This is a genomic window from Chlamydia abortus (assembly GCF_002895085.1).
In the GTDB taxonomy this organism is placed as follows: domain Bacteria; phylum Chlamydiota; class Chlamydiia; order Chlamydiales; family Chlamydiaceae; genus Chlamydia; species Chlamydia abortus.
This window is the reverse complement of record NZ_CP024084.1, coordinates 91,959-107,059: the sequence shown is the minus strand read 5'-3', so window position 1 is coordinate 107,059 and position 15,101 is coordinate 91,959. Positions and strand designations below refer to the sequence as shown.

The window sequence follows — 15,101 nt, the reverse complement described above, 5'->3', positions numbered from 1 at the left end:
ATTCACCTCCCTAAAATTAAAAGGTTTTTTTAGCAGAATAAAGATTTTAAGCCCCAATTATAACACAAAAGCCAATTAATAAAGTGAATTATATTGACTAAAATCGAAATTAAGACATTAAGTTAAGCGATAATTTTAATTTATGCCCGGAGTGGCCATTCAAAAAACTTTTTGAATCCATTACTCCCTTGCCTTCGGGTTGGATTTCTTTTAGGCAAATGGCCCCTTCAGCACACGCAACAAGAAGCTCTTGTTGATCTGACAAGAGAATGTCTCCAGGATGGCCATAAACCCCCTGACTAGAAGAGAGAGAGGCTTTACGAATAACCAAGCGCCTTGCTGGTTTACCTTGATAAGAATAGAGTGTCCAAGCTCCAGGAGCTGGAGTGACCCCCCGTATTTGAGCATACACCTTCTCTGCAGGATGATCCCAAAGAATAAACCCTTCTTCTTTGGATAGTTTTGGAGCTATAGAGGCTTTGGATGCCTCTTGTGGTGTATGAGTGATGGTTCCATCAGAGATTTGTTGTAAAGTTTTTATTAAGATTTCTCCGCCTTGGCTAGCCAAAGCTTCGGCAAGTTCTCCTGCTGTCATATCCGGCCCTACTGGGACAAAGGACACGTTGGCAATATCTCCGGTATCCATACCTGCATCCATACGAATGACGGTATTTCCTGACTGTACGACCCCGTCCATAATACAACGTTGTATAGGAGCTGCCCCACGGTAAGCTGGTAATAGGCCTGCGTGCAAATTATAACAGCCATATTTTGGAATATCCAAAACCATTTGCTTTAAAATCGCTCCGTAAGCAACCACAATAAAAACATCCGCCTCAAAATCTCGTAATTGTTCGACAAATTGTGGATCGGAAACTTTTTCTGGTTGCAAAAGAGGGATATTCTTGGATAAAGCTAATGTTTTAACAGGAGAAGGAATAAGTTGTGACGAACGTTTTTGTGGTTTATCTACACGAGTAACGACAGCGACAACATTGACTTCATGATGTAATAAATCTGCTAAAACTGTGGCAGCAAATTGTGGCGTGCCGAAATAAACAATCTTAAGACTCAACCAGAGCTCCTTCTTTATCTACGCTCTCCTCTTGGAAAGCCTCTTTAGCAGCTCCACGCTCAATTCCACGCTTACTTGGATTCCGACAAAAATGAATAAAATTTTGGACTTCAGGAATATGGCCGTATTCTTCTTGAGCTTCTAATAAAGCTTCAAAGAAGCCGTCTTCAGAACGATAGACTTTCTTAAACACCTTGATCAAAGCCAAACGTATTTCAAAGCCTACCTGTCGTCTCTGTAAACCAACTTTATTGATTCCGCCTAACTGGTAGGGGTTCCCTGTGCCTATAGTATATGGAGGAACATCTCTTCGCACGCCACTTAAAGCTCCGACCATAGCGTGTGCACCAATACGAACAAACTGATGGACACCGACCATACCGCCAATAATGGCATAATCTTCTACTACAACGTGGCCCGCCAACTGTGCATGATTACTTAAGACCACATGATTGCCAATTGTACAGTTATGAGCTACATGAGCCCAGGGCATGATAAGACAATTATTTCCTATAGAAACTGTGGTTCCTTCAAATGTAGAAGAGGTAATAATAGCGAATTCGCGAATCTCACAATTTTCCCCTATAGTAACATAGGTCTTTTCACCCTGATATTTTAAATCCTGAGGTTTGTTACCGATCATAGCGGACGGCCAAATCGTTGTACCTCTGCCTATCGTTGTGTATCCATCAATATACGCATAGGATTTAACAACTACATCATCACAAAGGGTCACCGTAGATTTAATAACAACATACGGCTCAATAACAACATTCCTTCCGATTTTAGCCCCGGGTTCGATAATTGCTGTTGGGTGAATGTTCGTCATACGTCTCCGTTAATCTAAAGATTTCTTGTCTACAAGAGCAAAGCTTAGTTCTCCCTCAGCCGCAACCTGGGAACCCACACAAGCCCGAGCCGAAGCTTTCCCTCCCTTCGACGAAATCAATGAAAATTCAGCGCTCAATGTAAGAATGTCGCCGGGCTTAACTGCCTGGCGAAACTTTGCTTTGTGTATCCCCAAAAACAAAGCCAGTCGTTTATTTCTGTCATTTTCTAAAACTAAGCCCAGCAAAACTCCGGCTGCTTGCGCTAAAGATTCTAATATTAACACTCCAGGCATGATAGGTGCTTCGGGGAAATGCCCTACAAAAAAAGGCTCGTTTATTGTTACATTTTTTTGTGCAACAATGGACCGTCTCTCTAAATCATAAGACAACACCTTATCCACAAGCAAAAAAGGATAACGATGCGGGAGTAAGTTTAATAATTCTCGTAATTTAATTACAGGCGACTCTTTCATTTAGCACTCGTTTCTTAGGGTTGTAACACTTCTAAAATCTTTCTACCCAAAGCAATGTTTGAAGAATGTCCCGACCCCACAGCCACAATATGAGCAACAAAAGGTCTGCCTACCAAAGATAGATCACCTATTAAATCCAAAATTTTATGCCTTACGGGCTCATCTGGAAACCGTAGCTGGCCGAGACTAATAACACCATCATCTTTAAACACTACAGCATTTTCTAGACATCCGCCTCCAATCAACCCTCTTTCCATTAAAAAACATAGCTCATTGTATAGAGCAAATGTTCTACAAGGAGCTATTTCCTTACGAAAAGATTCTTCCGTTATAACGAAAGAACGGTACTGCGTCCCTATGGTAGGACTTTGAGGATAATGTAGAGTGTAAGAAATCTTCAGCTCATCACAAGGAAATGCGGCAAGAAAAGTATCTTGCGCTTGATAGTAGACAGGCTGTGATAGCCTAGCAATGGAGACCTTATCATTCTGCGTACAAACCCCAGCATCATGGATTAACTGCATAAAAACATGAGAACTTCCATCCCCGATGGGGATTTCTTCTTCATCACAACGGACGATCACATTATCAATATTACTCGAACGCAAAGCAGCCATGAGATGTTCAACAGTAGCAATAATCGAATCTCCTGAAGACAGGGTAGTACTGCGGCCTGTATTACATACATGAGGAAGTAATGCGGGGATATGTTCCCCTAAAAGATCGGAACGGCAAAAGACTATTCCGGTGTTTTCTTTAGCAGGTTCTAAAGTTATAGTCGCGGACTTTCCAAAGTGAATTCCCACACCTGAATAACGTACTTCGCGCCTTAACGTTCTTTGAGCTCGTTCTAACATGCAAAAACCTGACAAAGAGTGTTCGTATATTATCCTTTTTCTTTTTTAGCAAGCAAGCGATATCCGAAATAACATCCGATGCATCCTATAGACAACAAGGATAGCAAAATCATAGGAAGATCTCCCCATAATGCGTACAAAGTAGAATAATTTTGCAGAGGAAGAGCGACTTGTAACACGCCTGGGGAGGCTTTTCTAGAACAGGTTTCATAAGGCAACATTTTTATGATCCTTCCCAAGGCGTCTGCGGCAACAGTGACTCCGGTATGACAAGAACGAACACAAGGCATGCCCAATTCTTGATTTCGCAAAATTCCATGATAAAAGTGTACTTGTGGAAGTCTTGATGAAGGATACCAGCCATCATTAGTTAAGTTGACGAGAAGCTTCGCCCCTTCATTCTTATAGTTACGTAATAAGGATCCGAAAGTCTCCTCATAACAAATAGAAACTCCGATTTTAGGCAAGTGATTGATCTCAATGACTCCGGAACGTGTTCCGGGGAGACGCTGACAGGATAATGCGTATTCGGGGAAATATTTCTTACATACTGCCCAGCCGAGTTTGCCCCCGGGGATATATTCTCCTCCGGGCACTAAGACACGTTTATCATATCCGATGAGCTCGCCATGTTGAGAGATACATTCTGCTGCGTTGTACAGGTGTAGTTGAGATTCTCGTTCTTCCCAACGTTCTAATCCCATAAGAATCGGGCAATCAAAATGGTTTGAAAGGGCCTGCATCCAATCTATATTTGTGAGTAGTCCATCTTGATATTTAAAGTGTGTCAAAAGAGAGAGTATGATTTCACTCTCATGGTAAGGATAAATTTTTCTATCTCTTCCGAAAGGGACGGCTACCTCAGGGAAAATAAGAAGATCCACGGGTTTTCGTACAACGGAAGAAAGACTAATTAATCTTCGCCACGCCATAGCTGGCGAGCCTGACCACGCCCCTTCCAAAAGAGTTGATGAGGCAGGTTGTACAACAGCAACGTGTAGATTTTCTTCATTTGAAAAAGTAGATTTGAGGTATTCGTAATGTAGTCCGCCGAACACATACGGCAGGAGTAAACATCCGGACCATGCAAATCGAGCAAACGGCTTTTTCAATAACACTTGATAGAAACTGATTCCGGTAGCGACTACAAAGAAACTTTCTCCCGACCAACCAAAAAACCCACCAAACTGTCGTCCGTAAGCGCTAGCAGTCATTGGCCAGCCTAGGTAGTCCAGAGACATTCCTGAGCAAAAATAGTAGAATCGTACCATTTCGATGGCAATCCACAAGCCTGGTAAACACCAGAGAATTTTGCCATGGTTTTTACGTACCGCATAGAGTAATAGAGAAGAAAAGGCGGTGAACAGTAGGGCGAGTAAGCTAGTTAGTACCCCCCAAACGATGTAAATAAATTTCCCTACATATACATCGGAAAGCATCCAAGAAAAATGCACTCCATGTATGGTGGCAGACCAAAGAAATAATAGAAATGTTAGATATTTCCAAGAAAGATAGGGTGGTTTTTGTGGCTCTAAGCTATACCACAAAAGTCCGTAACCTATAGCACTGCCTAATAAAGAGAAAAACCAGCTCAAATCGGGCTGAGCGAAAGCTATGAGAATCCAGGAACAAAAAAAACTAAGAATTCTGAACAAAACGTTCCTATTTATTCATATTCAACCGAGCTTGTCTACGCTGATCCGCTTCATCATAGCGACGTTTTTCTTCGGGGGTTTCGGGAACAACCTGATGAACAGGAGTCGGGGCGTTATTCTGATCCACAGAAACAAAAGTAAAATAGGCAGAAGTAATATGCCGTCTCTCTTGTTTATAGATATTTTCTGCCCATACTTTAACCCCAACTTCTAACGAAGTTTTCCACGTACGATTAACAGCGGCCTTACAAATTAGATTCTCTCCCATATATGCAGGAGCATAGAAACACAGGGCATCAACAAAAGCTGTGACGCAAATTCTTTCGGCATGTCTTTCAGCAACTACAAGGGCTAAACGATCTAACAAGCTCATTAACAAACCACCGAATACAGTGTTGTTTGCATTAAGATCGTTCGGGAAAATTTTATAGATATGACCGTCTATACAACTAAAAGATACGGGCTTTTTCTTAAGCATTAAAAAATCCCCTAGGGAGAGACAACGCTCTCTACTTTTTGCTGAATAGTATCTTGAGGTCTAAAGAAAATCAAGAGATTACTTAAAGAGTGATTTGTATTTTTTTACTAGAGGGAAGTTCAAAGATTTCAAATCAACTTCTATAAAATAAAAGTGTTTTACAAGCCAATAAATGGGTTATTGACTTGCGTAAAACCTATGCCTTTTTGTCTATGTTTGATCTCATGTCTTATAGAAAAGAGTAAATCGGGATCGAAATCCATTTTAGATGCCCACTGCAAATAGGAGAGGGGGATTTCGGAGAAACAACGTCCTTTATGTTTTCCTAAAGGCATATATTTCATCTTTATCGGTTTTGATAGCATTTGCTTTAGTTGTTCTATCGTCCGGAAGCGCTTACAGAAATGTTTGAAAATGCTGATATTGATCTCAACATCTTTCATAGCGCGATGGTTACCGTCATAGGGAACATTGAAGTGTACAGCTAGGGCTTCCAAAGAATTATTCGGGCTATCTCCGTATTCTTTCGCCAATCGTAAGGTGTCGATGATGTAGTACTTAGATAAGAAGGTCTCCCCTATCCTTTCTGCTTCTTGACTCAATACCTGGAGATCGAATCCTACGCTATGGCCTACGATATAGTCTCCTTCTTTCAAAAAAGATTTAATCTTTGGAAATACTTCCGCAATCCTAGGCTGATCTTTTAACATCGCGTCGGAAATATGATGTATTCTCTGTGATTCGGCGGAAATGACACGGTCGGGATTGATTAATGTCTCCATAGAATCAATCACGCTATCAAAAGTGAAACGTATCGCAGCAAATTCAATAATACGATCTTTCTTTACATCCAACCCAGTCATCTCACAATCTAGGCAAACAAAAACTGTATCTTTTAGTAAAGTCATGATCCTATTTTATTCCTTCAGCAATTTTAACAATATGGAGGGTGGGGCATCTATGCTAACTTCTCTTTGCACAGTGGTTAGCGGTTGAATCTGCACCTGTATCATCTCTCGAAATTGCGGCAATGTTATGCGTTCTGGCCATTCCACGCATAGAATATCATCCTCGTCAGCATCTTGAAAAAAATCTGTTTGATTTCCCTTAATGGCATCTATCCGATAAAAATCATAATGGCAGATTCTTCGTGGTTCATTACCATACACATGCAAAAGAGAAAATGAGGGGCTAGCAACTTCTTGAGCTAAAGCGTCTCCTAAATACCCTTGTACAACACCGCGCACAAATTCCGTTTTCCCTGAACCATAATCACCGAACAATAACAAAACAACTCCTTGAGGAAGGATTTTGCCAAGTTCGGCACCTATATCTATAGTTTCTTGAGAAGAATTAGTTACTCTTCTGTATCTACCCATTGACTAATATACACATGAAAGGCTGTATCATCGGCCAAGCTTTCGATAAACTCAGCAATTTTGTCTTCCACGAGAGCATCTTGTAGTAAAGATAAGAAAGTACCTTCCAATTGAAACTTGTTTTGATTTTGTACTTCTTCCAAAGTCATTGGGCGCAAGTATGAAGAGGTGAAGTCTTCTATAAGTGCTGGTAGACTGTGGAAAAGCTTTCCCGTGATAGCAGAAGCAAAAACAGTTTTAACAATTGGCTCTTTAGGAGGAGCTATATACTCTTTGATCATATTCGGGTCATCGGACACAAGGAACCGCTTTACGCGCACACCGCTTTGACGCTCTGTATTTTGAGGACAGGATGACAGCCAATCGTAAATAGCATCTTGAGGATCAGCATACACATTGTCGGCAAATACTTTCCCAGTGAAAGGACATATATAGATTCTTTTTGTCTGTTCGTTCACTTCTGGTTTCCCAGAGCAAATTTGTATCTCTGTTTCGCGCCAAACCTTTTTATCTTCCTCGAGAATTCGAATGGCATCTTCTGGAGTTTTAAAAATTATTTTGTCGCGGACAAAAACCACAGGATTTATATTTAAAGCTTGTTCTAGATAAAATAGATACGTAGCCAACAATTCTGGTGCTTTTTGTTTTCCCAAAAACTGGAGAAGTTTCTGCTTGATACTTCCAGAAATATTCATGCTCATCCCTTTTTCAGCTAATGAAGCAAATTAAAAGTTTTCCTGGTTTACTGAAGAAATTTTATTTTCTAAAGCAATAAACTCAAGAATAGTTTAGCACTGTTTCACATTAAATCAATCATACTAGCATAACACGAGAATTATGTTGAACATAAAGCTATTAGCCATTGCGAGAATTAAAAAGGTAAATTGATTATTCGCAATAAAGTGAAGAGTCGTGTTACTGAATGCTACTTTTAAGACTATGGCTGGAGTATTTTATTCAACGTAGCGCAAGGAAATTCGAGAAACCCCAGAAAAACATTGGGAAATCATTGTGATTATTTAGAATTTTAAAGCTATGACGTCAATATTCTCCAGTTAAATACCCACATCATAGCTTTTCTATTATTGTAACATGTTAATCAAAGTTATTAAATATCCAAAGAACTGTGGATTTTTGTTCTCTGTCAACACACCTGAGAGGATCTACTGTGTCCGCCCTGGAACCTTTATTTGCCATCACGCCAGCATCTAAAGTCGATAAACAGTGTCCCAAACATAAAACTGGAAATAGGCTCTGCACTTAATCTTCCACTCTAAATGTTTTATTGAGCATACTCAAAGCTTCCTGAAGTTTTGGATGTTCGTGTGCATTTTCCTTCAAGAAAAGTTTGATCTCTTCTAGATTTTTGAAAAATTGTTTCATGTTCTCAGAAGTTTCGTATTGTTCTGTTTCCATAACATTCCTTGAAAATTTTTAACCTTCAAACTGTCTCTAACAGACTCTCAAAGCATTTCAAATCAAATGATTAAAAACAATTAGAAGATCTTAATCCCTAGGCACACCCTGAATGGGGATGTTTGCGGGTTCTTTTGATACGCATATTTTTCATTGGCATAGTCCAACACCCTCTATGGATCCTCCTAGAGCATCTCGGCAATCGATAGGCAATGTCTCTCTTTCCTTTTGAACAAGTTTCTGAATTGTGTTTTTTTTGACCTATGTCTACAATCTGCCTTCATGCAGCTATGGCGGAACCGGTAGACGCGCTAGATTCAGGTTCTAGTGAGCTTAGGCTCATGGAAGTTCAAGTCTTCTTAGCTGCACATAGAATGCAAAACGAATACCCTGAACTTATTGGAGAATTATGGTCAAAGTTGTATCTGCGGAAAATTTCAATTCTTTCATCGCCTCGGGCCTAGTGCTTATAGACTTTTTTGCTGAATGGTGTGGTCCTTGCAAAATGCTCGCCCCCGTATTAGAAAGTCTTGCAACGGAGGTACCTTCGGTACTCATTGGGAAAGTAAATATTGACGACAGTCCTGCTCCAGCAGAACAATATGGAGTTTCTTCAATCCCAACTTTGATTTTGTTCAAAGATGGCAAAGAAGTAGACCGTACGGTTGGATTGAAAGATAAGGATGCATTAATTAAATTGATTAATCAGCACGCTTAATTCCCAGTACGGATACACGTACTTTGATTATTTTGTCGAACTGCTTCAAAGAGTACTACACCCACGGTGGTTGCCAAATTTAAAGACCTGATTCCAGGTTGCATAGGCAGGTAATACGTGTGGTTGTAGTATTTTTTTAACACTTCTTCTGGCAAACCTTTGGATTCAGAGCCGAATACGTACACACCATCCATAGGAAGAGCCACGTCCCCGTAGTATTGGGCGCCTTTGGTCGAAAGACAGAAAATCTTATCTTCATCGACCCCGAATAGCACTTCATCTAAAGAGTCCACAACGGACAGATTTACCTTATCCCAGTAGTCCATCCCCGCGCGTTTAACAAATTTATCTAATAAAGAAAACCCTAGGGGCCTCACTAAAATCAATTCAGCACCTAGAGCTATACACGTCCTTCCTATATTCCCCGTGTTTTGGGGAATATCAGGATGATAAAGAACTACCTTCATGAAGCTGTGTTTTTGTCCTCTGTGTCTGGTAATGCTACAGTATCTTCTGTAGTTTCAATTAAATTAATTTCGAAAATTAACAAAGAGTTTGGAGGCAATTGACCAGAAGTTCCGTAAGCCAGGTCGGGATGAATGTAGAGAATGCGAGTTTCGCCTTCTTTCATTCCCTGCATACCTAAAGAAAATCCTGGTATGGTTTGTGCTAAAGGAAGAAGAATCGGCTCTTTATTAGCTTCAGAGCTACTGAAGACTTGACCATTGATAAAACTTCCTTTGTAGTGAAGGAGTGCTGAAGGTTTCCCTGATATTGCTTTCCCCGTTCCTTCTTTTACGATACGGTACTGTAATTTATCAGCTTGTACTTCTACGACACCTGCATTCTTCTTATTTTCTTGTAAGAATTTTTCGGCTAGGGAGAGGTTTTCTTTTGCTTTTTTCTCGAAAACCAATTGTTGTATTTCTGCCATTTTCTCCTCATATTCGGATTCAGTTAAAGGTGCGCTTTTGCATTCTAATTCAGCCTGCAGTCCTTTAGCAACTTCCGCGATATCCATGACGATATCCTCGGATTTGTGTAATTGTCGTGCTAACAAATGACCAAAAGTACGCGATATCTGTTGATTTACAGAAAGTTGTGAATCACTGGCAGTGCTTTCCTCCCCAACTTGTGTTTTCGTGTTCTCATTGTGAGAACTCTGATCACAGGCAGCAATGGAAAAGGACACAACCATTGTTATTATAATTAAATACCATTGTTTTTTCATATTTTCTCTCCTATGGTTGTAGCCTAGACACTCACATGGTATGGCGCCATGCACCTAAAATAGGTATAAAATTATTTAAGAAGTTACCTTAATACTTAGCTCTTTTAATTGGGAAGTCATAATTTCCGCAGGAGCATCCATCATTAAATCCGCGGCTTTCTGAGTTTTTGGGAAAGCTATGACTTCTCTAATACCTTCTGCCCCCGTCAATACCATCATAATACGATCTAAACCTAAAGCAATTCCTAAATGTGGCGGCGTCCCAAAACTTAGGGCATCGATAAAGAAGTCGAACTTTTCTTTTATACTCTCTGGTGATAACTCTAAAATAGAAAATATTTTATTTTGCAAATCTGCGTTATGAATACGTTGTGACCCTGAAGCGATTTCGTATCCGTTAAGAACTAAGTCATAACTGGAAGATCGTACCGATAAAGGATCTTTATCCAATAAAGGAATATCCTCATCTAAGGGTGAGGTGAATGGATGATGCTCTGAGCATATTTTCCCATCTTCTTTAGCAAATAAAGGAAAATCTGTAATCCAAACAAAGTTGTATTGCGCTTCATTGTAGAAGTTGCGCTCTTTAGCTATCAATCTACGCAAATGATCTAAAGATTGATTGGCCACATCTTCTGGAGCTGCTATCAACAGTAGGATATCATTATTTTGAGCTCCGAAATCAGCAAACATGGCTTGGAACACAGCTTCAGAAGCAAATTTCGCTACATTAGAAGCGATGCCACTCTCTTGTTTTTTAATCCAAACCAACCCCATAGCACCGTAACGCTTAACAAATTCTGTATAAACATCCAGCTGCTTACGAGACATATCCGCTCCGCCAGGCACACAAAAACCTTTTATTGTGCCTCCTTGAGCAAGCTGATCTAAAAATATGGAGAATGAAAACTCTTTGGCATGTTCCCGACAATCATGAAGCTGCAAACCAAATCGAAGATCTGGTTTATCTGTACCGTATAAATCTTTAGCTTCTTGATAGGTCATTCTCGGCAAGGGAAGATCTATTTTAATCCCTTGAACAGCAAACATCTCTACTACTAACTGTTCAATGATAGGGAAAAGATCATTGGGGGTACCGAAACTCATTTCAATATCAATCTGAGCAAATTCAGGCTGACGGTCGGCTCGAAGATCTTCATCTCTAAAACACGTGGCTATTTGGAAATACCGGTCGAGCCCTCCCACCATAAGAATTTGTTTAAACAATTGTGGCGACTGTGGCAAAGCATAAAAACTTCCCGGATATATTCTAGAAGGGACAAGATAATCCCGAGCTCCTTCGGGAGTAGATTTACCTAAAATTGGCGTAACTACCTCGGTAAAACCCTGTTTATCCATATACTGACGACAAGCCATCATCACTTTATGACGATGGACCAATCGATCTAAAATTTGACCTCTACGCATATCAAGATAACGATACTCTAGGCGCAATTCTTCATTAACGTGAATATGATCATCTGATATAGAAAAAGGGAGGTTTTTGGCTTTCGATAAGATATCGACTTTTTCAATATCTACCTCAATCTCCCCTGTGGCTAAGTTCGCATTTTCCATGCCTTCCAAACGTCGGCATACCGTTCCCTCTATGGATAAAACCCACTCCGAACGTACAGAATCCACTAACTGGTGTAATTCAGGTTTTTCGTCCTCACGACACACGATCTGTGTGATTCCAAAACGATCTCGTAAGTCTATAAAAACGACTCCCCCGTGATTACGATAACGATGTACCCATCCAGATAAACGGACACGTTCTCCTACATTGCTTAGGGATAATTCATTACAACGATGTGTTCTGTATTTCATATAGCAACCTTTGCTCTACCTCTTGCTTTGAACCAGAGAACTCTTGGCGCAAAGACATATTCTTCACTGTCAATTGCTCTGAAACCAACTCTCTTTCTCCCACGGGACAGACAAAAGTGGCTTTCTCCGCATCTGCTATTTTTAAAGCATTTTTTAATTTTTTATGCGTCCAATCCACTTCTGTAGGGATTCCTAAACTACGTAAATGCTGTGCCCAAACAAAACAAAAAGAGTCGGCCTGCGACTCCACCGGGATCAAACGCAATTTGTGAGAGGATAGCGGTGTGAAATTCCCTTGCGCCAATAAAGTCTGAATCACCCTCTCTAAACCAATGCCAAAACCACAAGCGGGAGTGGCTGGCCCTCCAGAAGAAGCAATCAGGCCGTCATAGCGCCCTCCTCCTCCCAAAGCATAGGAATGATCTCTACATGTTGTGATCGCTTCAAAAACTAGATCCGTATAGTAATCTAAACCACGCACAAGCCTGGGGTTAATATCATAGGCAATGTTTAAAGCATCTAAAGCAGAAAGAATTTCATCAAAATATTTACGATCATCATCAGAAACATAGTCAAGAATCGGGGGTGCGGATTGGATAATCTCTTGATCTTCTGGCTCTTTGGAATCCAATATCCTCAATAAATTTGTATTAAATCGTTCTTTACTTAGCAAAGATAAAGAACTTAAATGATCAAGGAAGTATTCTCGCAAAATCTTATCGTAGCGTTTGCGTGTAACCTCCCCACCTAAAAAGTTCAATTGCACTTGCATGTGCTGCAAACCCACAGCAGAATAAAAATGCCAAAGTAAAGCAAGGATTTCCGCATCACGGAGAGGATGACGCACCCCTATAGCTTCTACCCCAAACTGATGATGCTGACGGTACCTTCCTGACTGCTGCCTTTCATAACGGAACATAGGCAGAATATAATAAAATTTATTGTCATCACGTTGGTTCATAGAATTATCTATGAACGAGCGCACTATGGGAGCGGTTCCTTCAGGACGCAGTGTCAATGACCGCCCTTTCTTATCCAGAAAGGTATACATTTCTTTTTTTACAATGTCACTTTGTTCCCCGACATGCAAAAACACTTCCGACTTTTCGAAAACAGGCGTACGAATTTCTGAAAACCCGTATAGACCACATACGTCATGAATCACATCCTCGACCCGATGCCATAGAGAAGTGTGTCTCCACATATGTTTCGCATCCGTAATGTAAGGGAATATATCGAACACCCCTTTGGGCAAAGCTACTTTCACCGTATGTCTTTAATTTAATTGAACAACTTTAAGAGTAGAATATCCAAAATTCGGATAAAGAGCAAAATTAAACCCTTCCTATATGAGAGTCAAAAGATTCACCGAATAGAGGTTCTAAGACCTCTTGACGAGGAAACTCATATTCGCCAACATATGTGTGTAATATTTTTTTCCAAATTTTTGTCTCATAAGAACGCACTTCTTTATTGTCTCCAGTGCCAATGGGGGCTAAAAATACACTGATAAATACGACACTCATTCTCTTCATAACGAGACTCTTGGAGCTAAGGCTCTATCTTCCAACGACGAAGATCAAATACGCTAAAGCAAACTTCAATATTATTACATACATCAATCTATACTAAAATAAGTGACTGAAAACTACAATTAATCAATGTTTACAGGTACTACAAGATGTTATTACCTTCTTGTTTTTTCATTGCTCATATGCTAACCTCAGGTCTTCTCTATTCTACTGAAACTATATTAAATATTTAAATATGAGAGCTTATAATGAATATTTGGACCAAATTCTTTCAGCCTCCCAAGCACATTAAAGAACTTGATGATCCAGAATTAGTCAAAAAACAATACAAGTATTGGAGAATCCGCATCTTCTATAGCATGTTTATAGGGTATGTCTTCTATTATTTCACAAGGAAGAGTTTTACCTTTGCCATGCCCACACTAATGACAGATCTTGGCTTTGATAAAGCGCAACTGGGGATCATCGGAAGTACTTTATACATCAGTTACGGTGTGAGCAAATTTGTTAGTGGTGTGATATCTGACCAGTCCAATCCTCGTTATTTTATGGCGCTGGGTTTAATTGTTACAGGATTCACTAATATCTTCTTCGGAATGTCTTCCTCGATCTTGTTATTTGCATTATGGTGGGGGCTTAACGGTTGGTTTCAAGGCTGGGGCTGGCCTCCATGTGCCCGTTTACTCACTCACTGGTATTCGAAATCTGAAAGAGGAACATGGTGGAGTGTGTGGAGCACTTCGCACAATATTGGTGGGGCATTAATTCCTATTCTCACAGGATTTGCTATTGATTGTTGTGGTTGGCGCGGGGCGATGTTTGTCCCCGGTATACTCTGTATTCTCATGGGATTAGTTTTAATTAATCGCCTTCGTGATACGCCACAATCCCTAGGTCTTCCTTCCATTGAAAAATTCCGAAAAAAACAGGAATCTCAAAAACACGAAGAAACCACTGTAGATATTTTAGAAGAAGAAGCAGAAAAAGAGCTTTCTACTAGAGAAATCCTCTTTACTTATGTGTTGAAAAACAAATGGATCTGGTTATTGTCCTTTGCTTCATTTTTCATTTATGTTGTCCGTATGGCCGTCAATGATTGGAGCGCTTTATTCTTGATTGAAACAAAGCGTTACGTAGCTGTTAAAGCCAATTTCTGTGTTTCTCTATTTGAGATTGGCGGACTTTTTGGCATGTTAATTGCTGGATGGTTATCTGATAAAATTTCCAAAGGCAAACGCGGTCCTATGAATGTTGTATTTTCTTTAGGATTGCTATTCTCCATTTTAGGCATGTGGTACAGCCGTAATCAAGATATGTGGTGGTTAGATGGCTCCCTTCTTTTTGTTATTGGCTTTTTCTTGTTTGGTCCTCAAATGATGATAGGGTTAGCAGCTGCTGAACTATCACATAAAAAAGCTGCAGGTACGGCTAGCGGCTTTGCAGGATGGTTTGCGTATTTTGGAGCAGCGTTTGCAGGTTATCCGTTAGGAAAAATAGCTCAAGATTGGGGCTGGAGAGGTTTCTTTATTGCCCTTCTGGGTTGCGCTTTAATAGCTTTGGTTTTGTTCCTTCCTACATGGAATGCCTCAGAGAGAAGTTTACAAACTAGAAAATAACGCGGGTTGAC

17 protein-coding genes and 1 tRNA gene are annotated in these 15,101 nt (G+C 40.2%); 3 read left to right on the top strand and 15 right to left on the bottom strand.

The window, feature by feature from the left end:
- Positions 1 to 109 precede the first annotated feature (109 nt).
- The 10 genes from fmt to CHAB577_RS05165 all read right to left on the bottom strand — a co-directional run bounded on the left by fmt (position 110) and on the right by CHAB577_RS05165 (position 8,163).
- Positions 110 to 1,075 carry a methionyl-tRNA formyltransferase gene (gene fmt, locus CHAB577_RS00490; protein ID WP_011096824.1) on the bottom strand — a complete coding sequence of 322 codons (966 nt, stop codon included), beginning with the start codon at positions 1,073 to 1,075 and terminating at the stop codon, positions 110 to 112.
- Positions 1,065 to 1,904: an acyl-ACP--UDP-N-acetylglucosamine O-acyltransferase gene (gene lpxA / locus CHAB577_RS00485; protein ID WP_011096823.1), complete on the bottom strand. Its 840-nt coding sequence runs from the start codon at positions 1,902 to 1,904 to the stop codon at positions 1,065 to 1,067. Before lpxA ends, fmt begins: the two co-directional genes overlap by 11 nt.
- 9 nt (positions 1,905 to 1,913) lie before the next feature.
- Positions 1,914 to 2,378, bottom strand: coding sequence for a 3-hydroxyacyl-ACP dehydratase FabZ (gene fabZ, locus CHAB577_RS00480; protein ID WP_006343761.1), 465 nt, complete (start codon positions 2,376 to 2,378; stop codon positions 1,914 to 1,916).
- 14 nt (positions 2,379 to 2,392) lie between these two features.
- A complete protein-coding gene (gene lpxC / locus CHAB577_RS00475) occupies positions 2,393 to 3,235 on the bottom strand; it encodes a UDP-3-O-acyl-N-acetylglucosamine deacetylase (protein WP_041461302.1) in 843 nt (280 codons plus the stop codon).
- A 29-nt stretch (positions 3,236 to 3,264) separates the two neighbouring features.
- The gene (gene lnt, locus CHAB577_RS00470; protein WP_011096821.1) at positions 3,265 to 4,890 is read right to left on the bottom strand and encodes an apolipoprotein N-acyltransferase; all 1,626 of its coding nucleotides are present in this window, start codon (positions 4,888 to 4,890) and stop codon (positions 3,265 to 3,267) included.
- Between the two features lie 7 nt (positions 4,891 to 4,897).
- Complete coding sequence (locus tag CHAB577_RS00465; RefSeq protein ID WP_006343758.1) at positions 4,898 to 5,368, bottom strand: acyl-CoA thioesterase; 471 nt, start codon at positions 5,366 to 5,368, stop codon at positions 4,898 to 4,900.
- Positions 5,369 to 5,526: 158 nt separating this feature from the next.
- A complete protein-coding gene (locus CHAB577_RS00460) occupies positions 5,527 to 6,276 on the bottom strand; it encodes a putative quorum-sensing-regulated virulence factor (RefSeq protein WP_006343757.1) in 750 nt (249 codons plus the stop codon).
- Positions 6,277 to 6,285: 9 nt separating this feature from the next.
- Positions 6,286 to 6,747 (bottom strand): tRNA (adenosine(37)-N6)-threonylcarbamoyltransferase complex ATPase subunit type 1 TsaE, encoded by a 462-nt coding sequence (gene tsaE / locus CHAB577_RS00455; RefSeq protein WP_011096820.1) that lies wholly within the window; start codon positions 6,745 to 6,747, stop codon positions 6,286 to 6,288.
- Positions 6,726 to 7,442 carry a DUF2709 domain-containing protein gene (locus CHAB577_RS00450; RefSeq protein ID WP_006342758.1) on the bottom strand — a complete coding sequence of 239 codons (717 nt, stop codon included), beginning with the start codon at positions 7,440 to 7,442 and terminating at the stop codon, positions 6,726 to 6,728. Before CHAB577_RS00450 ends, tsaE begins: the two co-directional genes overlap by 22 nt.
- Before the next feature lie 565 nt (positions 7,443 to 8,007).
- Complete coding sequence (locus CHAB577_RS05165; protein ID WP_167382210.1) at positions 8,008 to 8,163, bottom strand: hypothetical protein; 156 nt, start codon at positions 8,161 to 8,163, stop codon at positions 8,008 to 8,010.
- A 284-nt stretch (positions 8,164 to 8,447) separates the two neighbouring features.
- On the opposite strand from CHAB577_RS05165, the gene CHAB577_RS00445 reads away from it, so the two are divergent.
- Together CHAB577_RS00445 and trxA are read left to right on the top strand one after the other, a co-directional pair.
- Positions 8,448 to 8,531, top strand: a tRNA-Leu gene (locus CHAB577_RS00445).
- A gap of 41 nt (positions 8,532 to 8,572) precedes the next feature.
- On the top strand, positions 8,573 to 8,881 hold the full coding sequence (trxA, locus tag CHAB577_RS00440; RefSeq protein ID WP_006343754.1) for a thioredoxin: 309 nt from the start codon (positions 8,573 to 8,575) through the stop codon (positions 8,879 to 8,881).
- On the opposite strand, the gene CHAB577_RS00435 is transcribed toward trxA, so the two are convergent.
- The 5 genes from CHAB577_RS00435 to CHAB577_RS00415 form a co-directional block, all read right to left on the bottom strand.
- A complete protein-coding gene (locus CHAB577_RS00435; protein ID WP_011096819.1) occupies positions 8,878 to 9,348 on the bottom strand; it encodes a tRNA (cytidine(34)-2'-O)-methyltransferase in 471 nt (156 codons plus the stop codon). The two genes, trxA and CHAB577_RS00435, sit on opposite strands and share 4 nt — an antisense overlap.
- Complete coding sequence (locus tag CHAB577_RS00430; RefSeq protein ID WP_006343752.1) at positions 9,345 to 10,112, bottom strand: FKBP-type peptidyl-prolyl cis-trans isomerase; 768 nt, start codon at positions 10,110 to 10,112, stop codon at positions 9,345 to 9,347. Before CHAB577_RS00430 ends, CHAB577_RS00435 begins: the two co-directional genes overlap by 4 nt.
- A 75-nt stretch (positions 10,113 to 10,187) precedes the next feature.
- A complete protein-coding gene (aspS, locus tag CHAB577_RS00425) occupies positions 10,188 to 11,942 on the bottom strand; it encodes an aspartate--tRNA ligase (RefSeq protein WP_011096818.1) in 1,755 nt (584 codons plus the stop codon).
- Complete coding sequence (gene hisS, locus CHAB577_RS00420) at positions 11,917 to 13,209, bottom strand: histidine--tRNA ligase (protein WP_011096817.1); 1,293 nt, start codon at positions 13,207 to 13,209, stop codon at positions 11,917 to 11,919. Before hisS ends, aspS begins: the two co-directional genes overlap by 26 nt.
- Before the next feature lie 67 nt (positions 13,210 to 13,276).
- On the bottom strand, positions 13,277 to 13,477 hold the full coding sequence (locus tag CHAB577_RS00415; RefSeq protein ID WP_011096816.1) for a hypothetical protein: 201 nt from the start codon (positions 13,475 to 13,477) through the stop codon (positions 13,277 to 13,279).
- 245 nt (positions 13,478 to 13,722) lie between these two features.
- On the opposite strand from CHAB577_RS00415, the gene pgtP reads away from it, so the two are divergent.
- A complete protein-coding gene (pgtP, locus tag CHAB577_RS00410; RefSeq protein WP_011096815.1) occupies positions 13,723 to 15,090 on the top strand; it encodes an MFS transporter in 1,368 nt (455 codons plus the stop codon).
- Positions 15,091 to 15,101 lie beyond the last annotated feature (11 nt).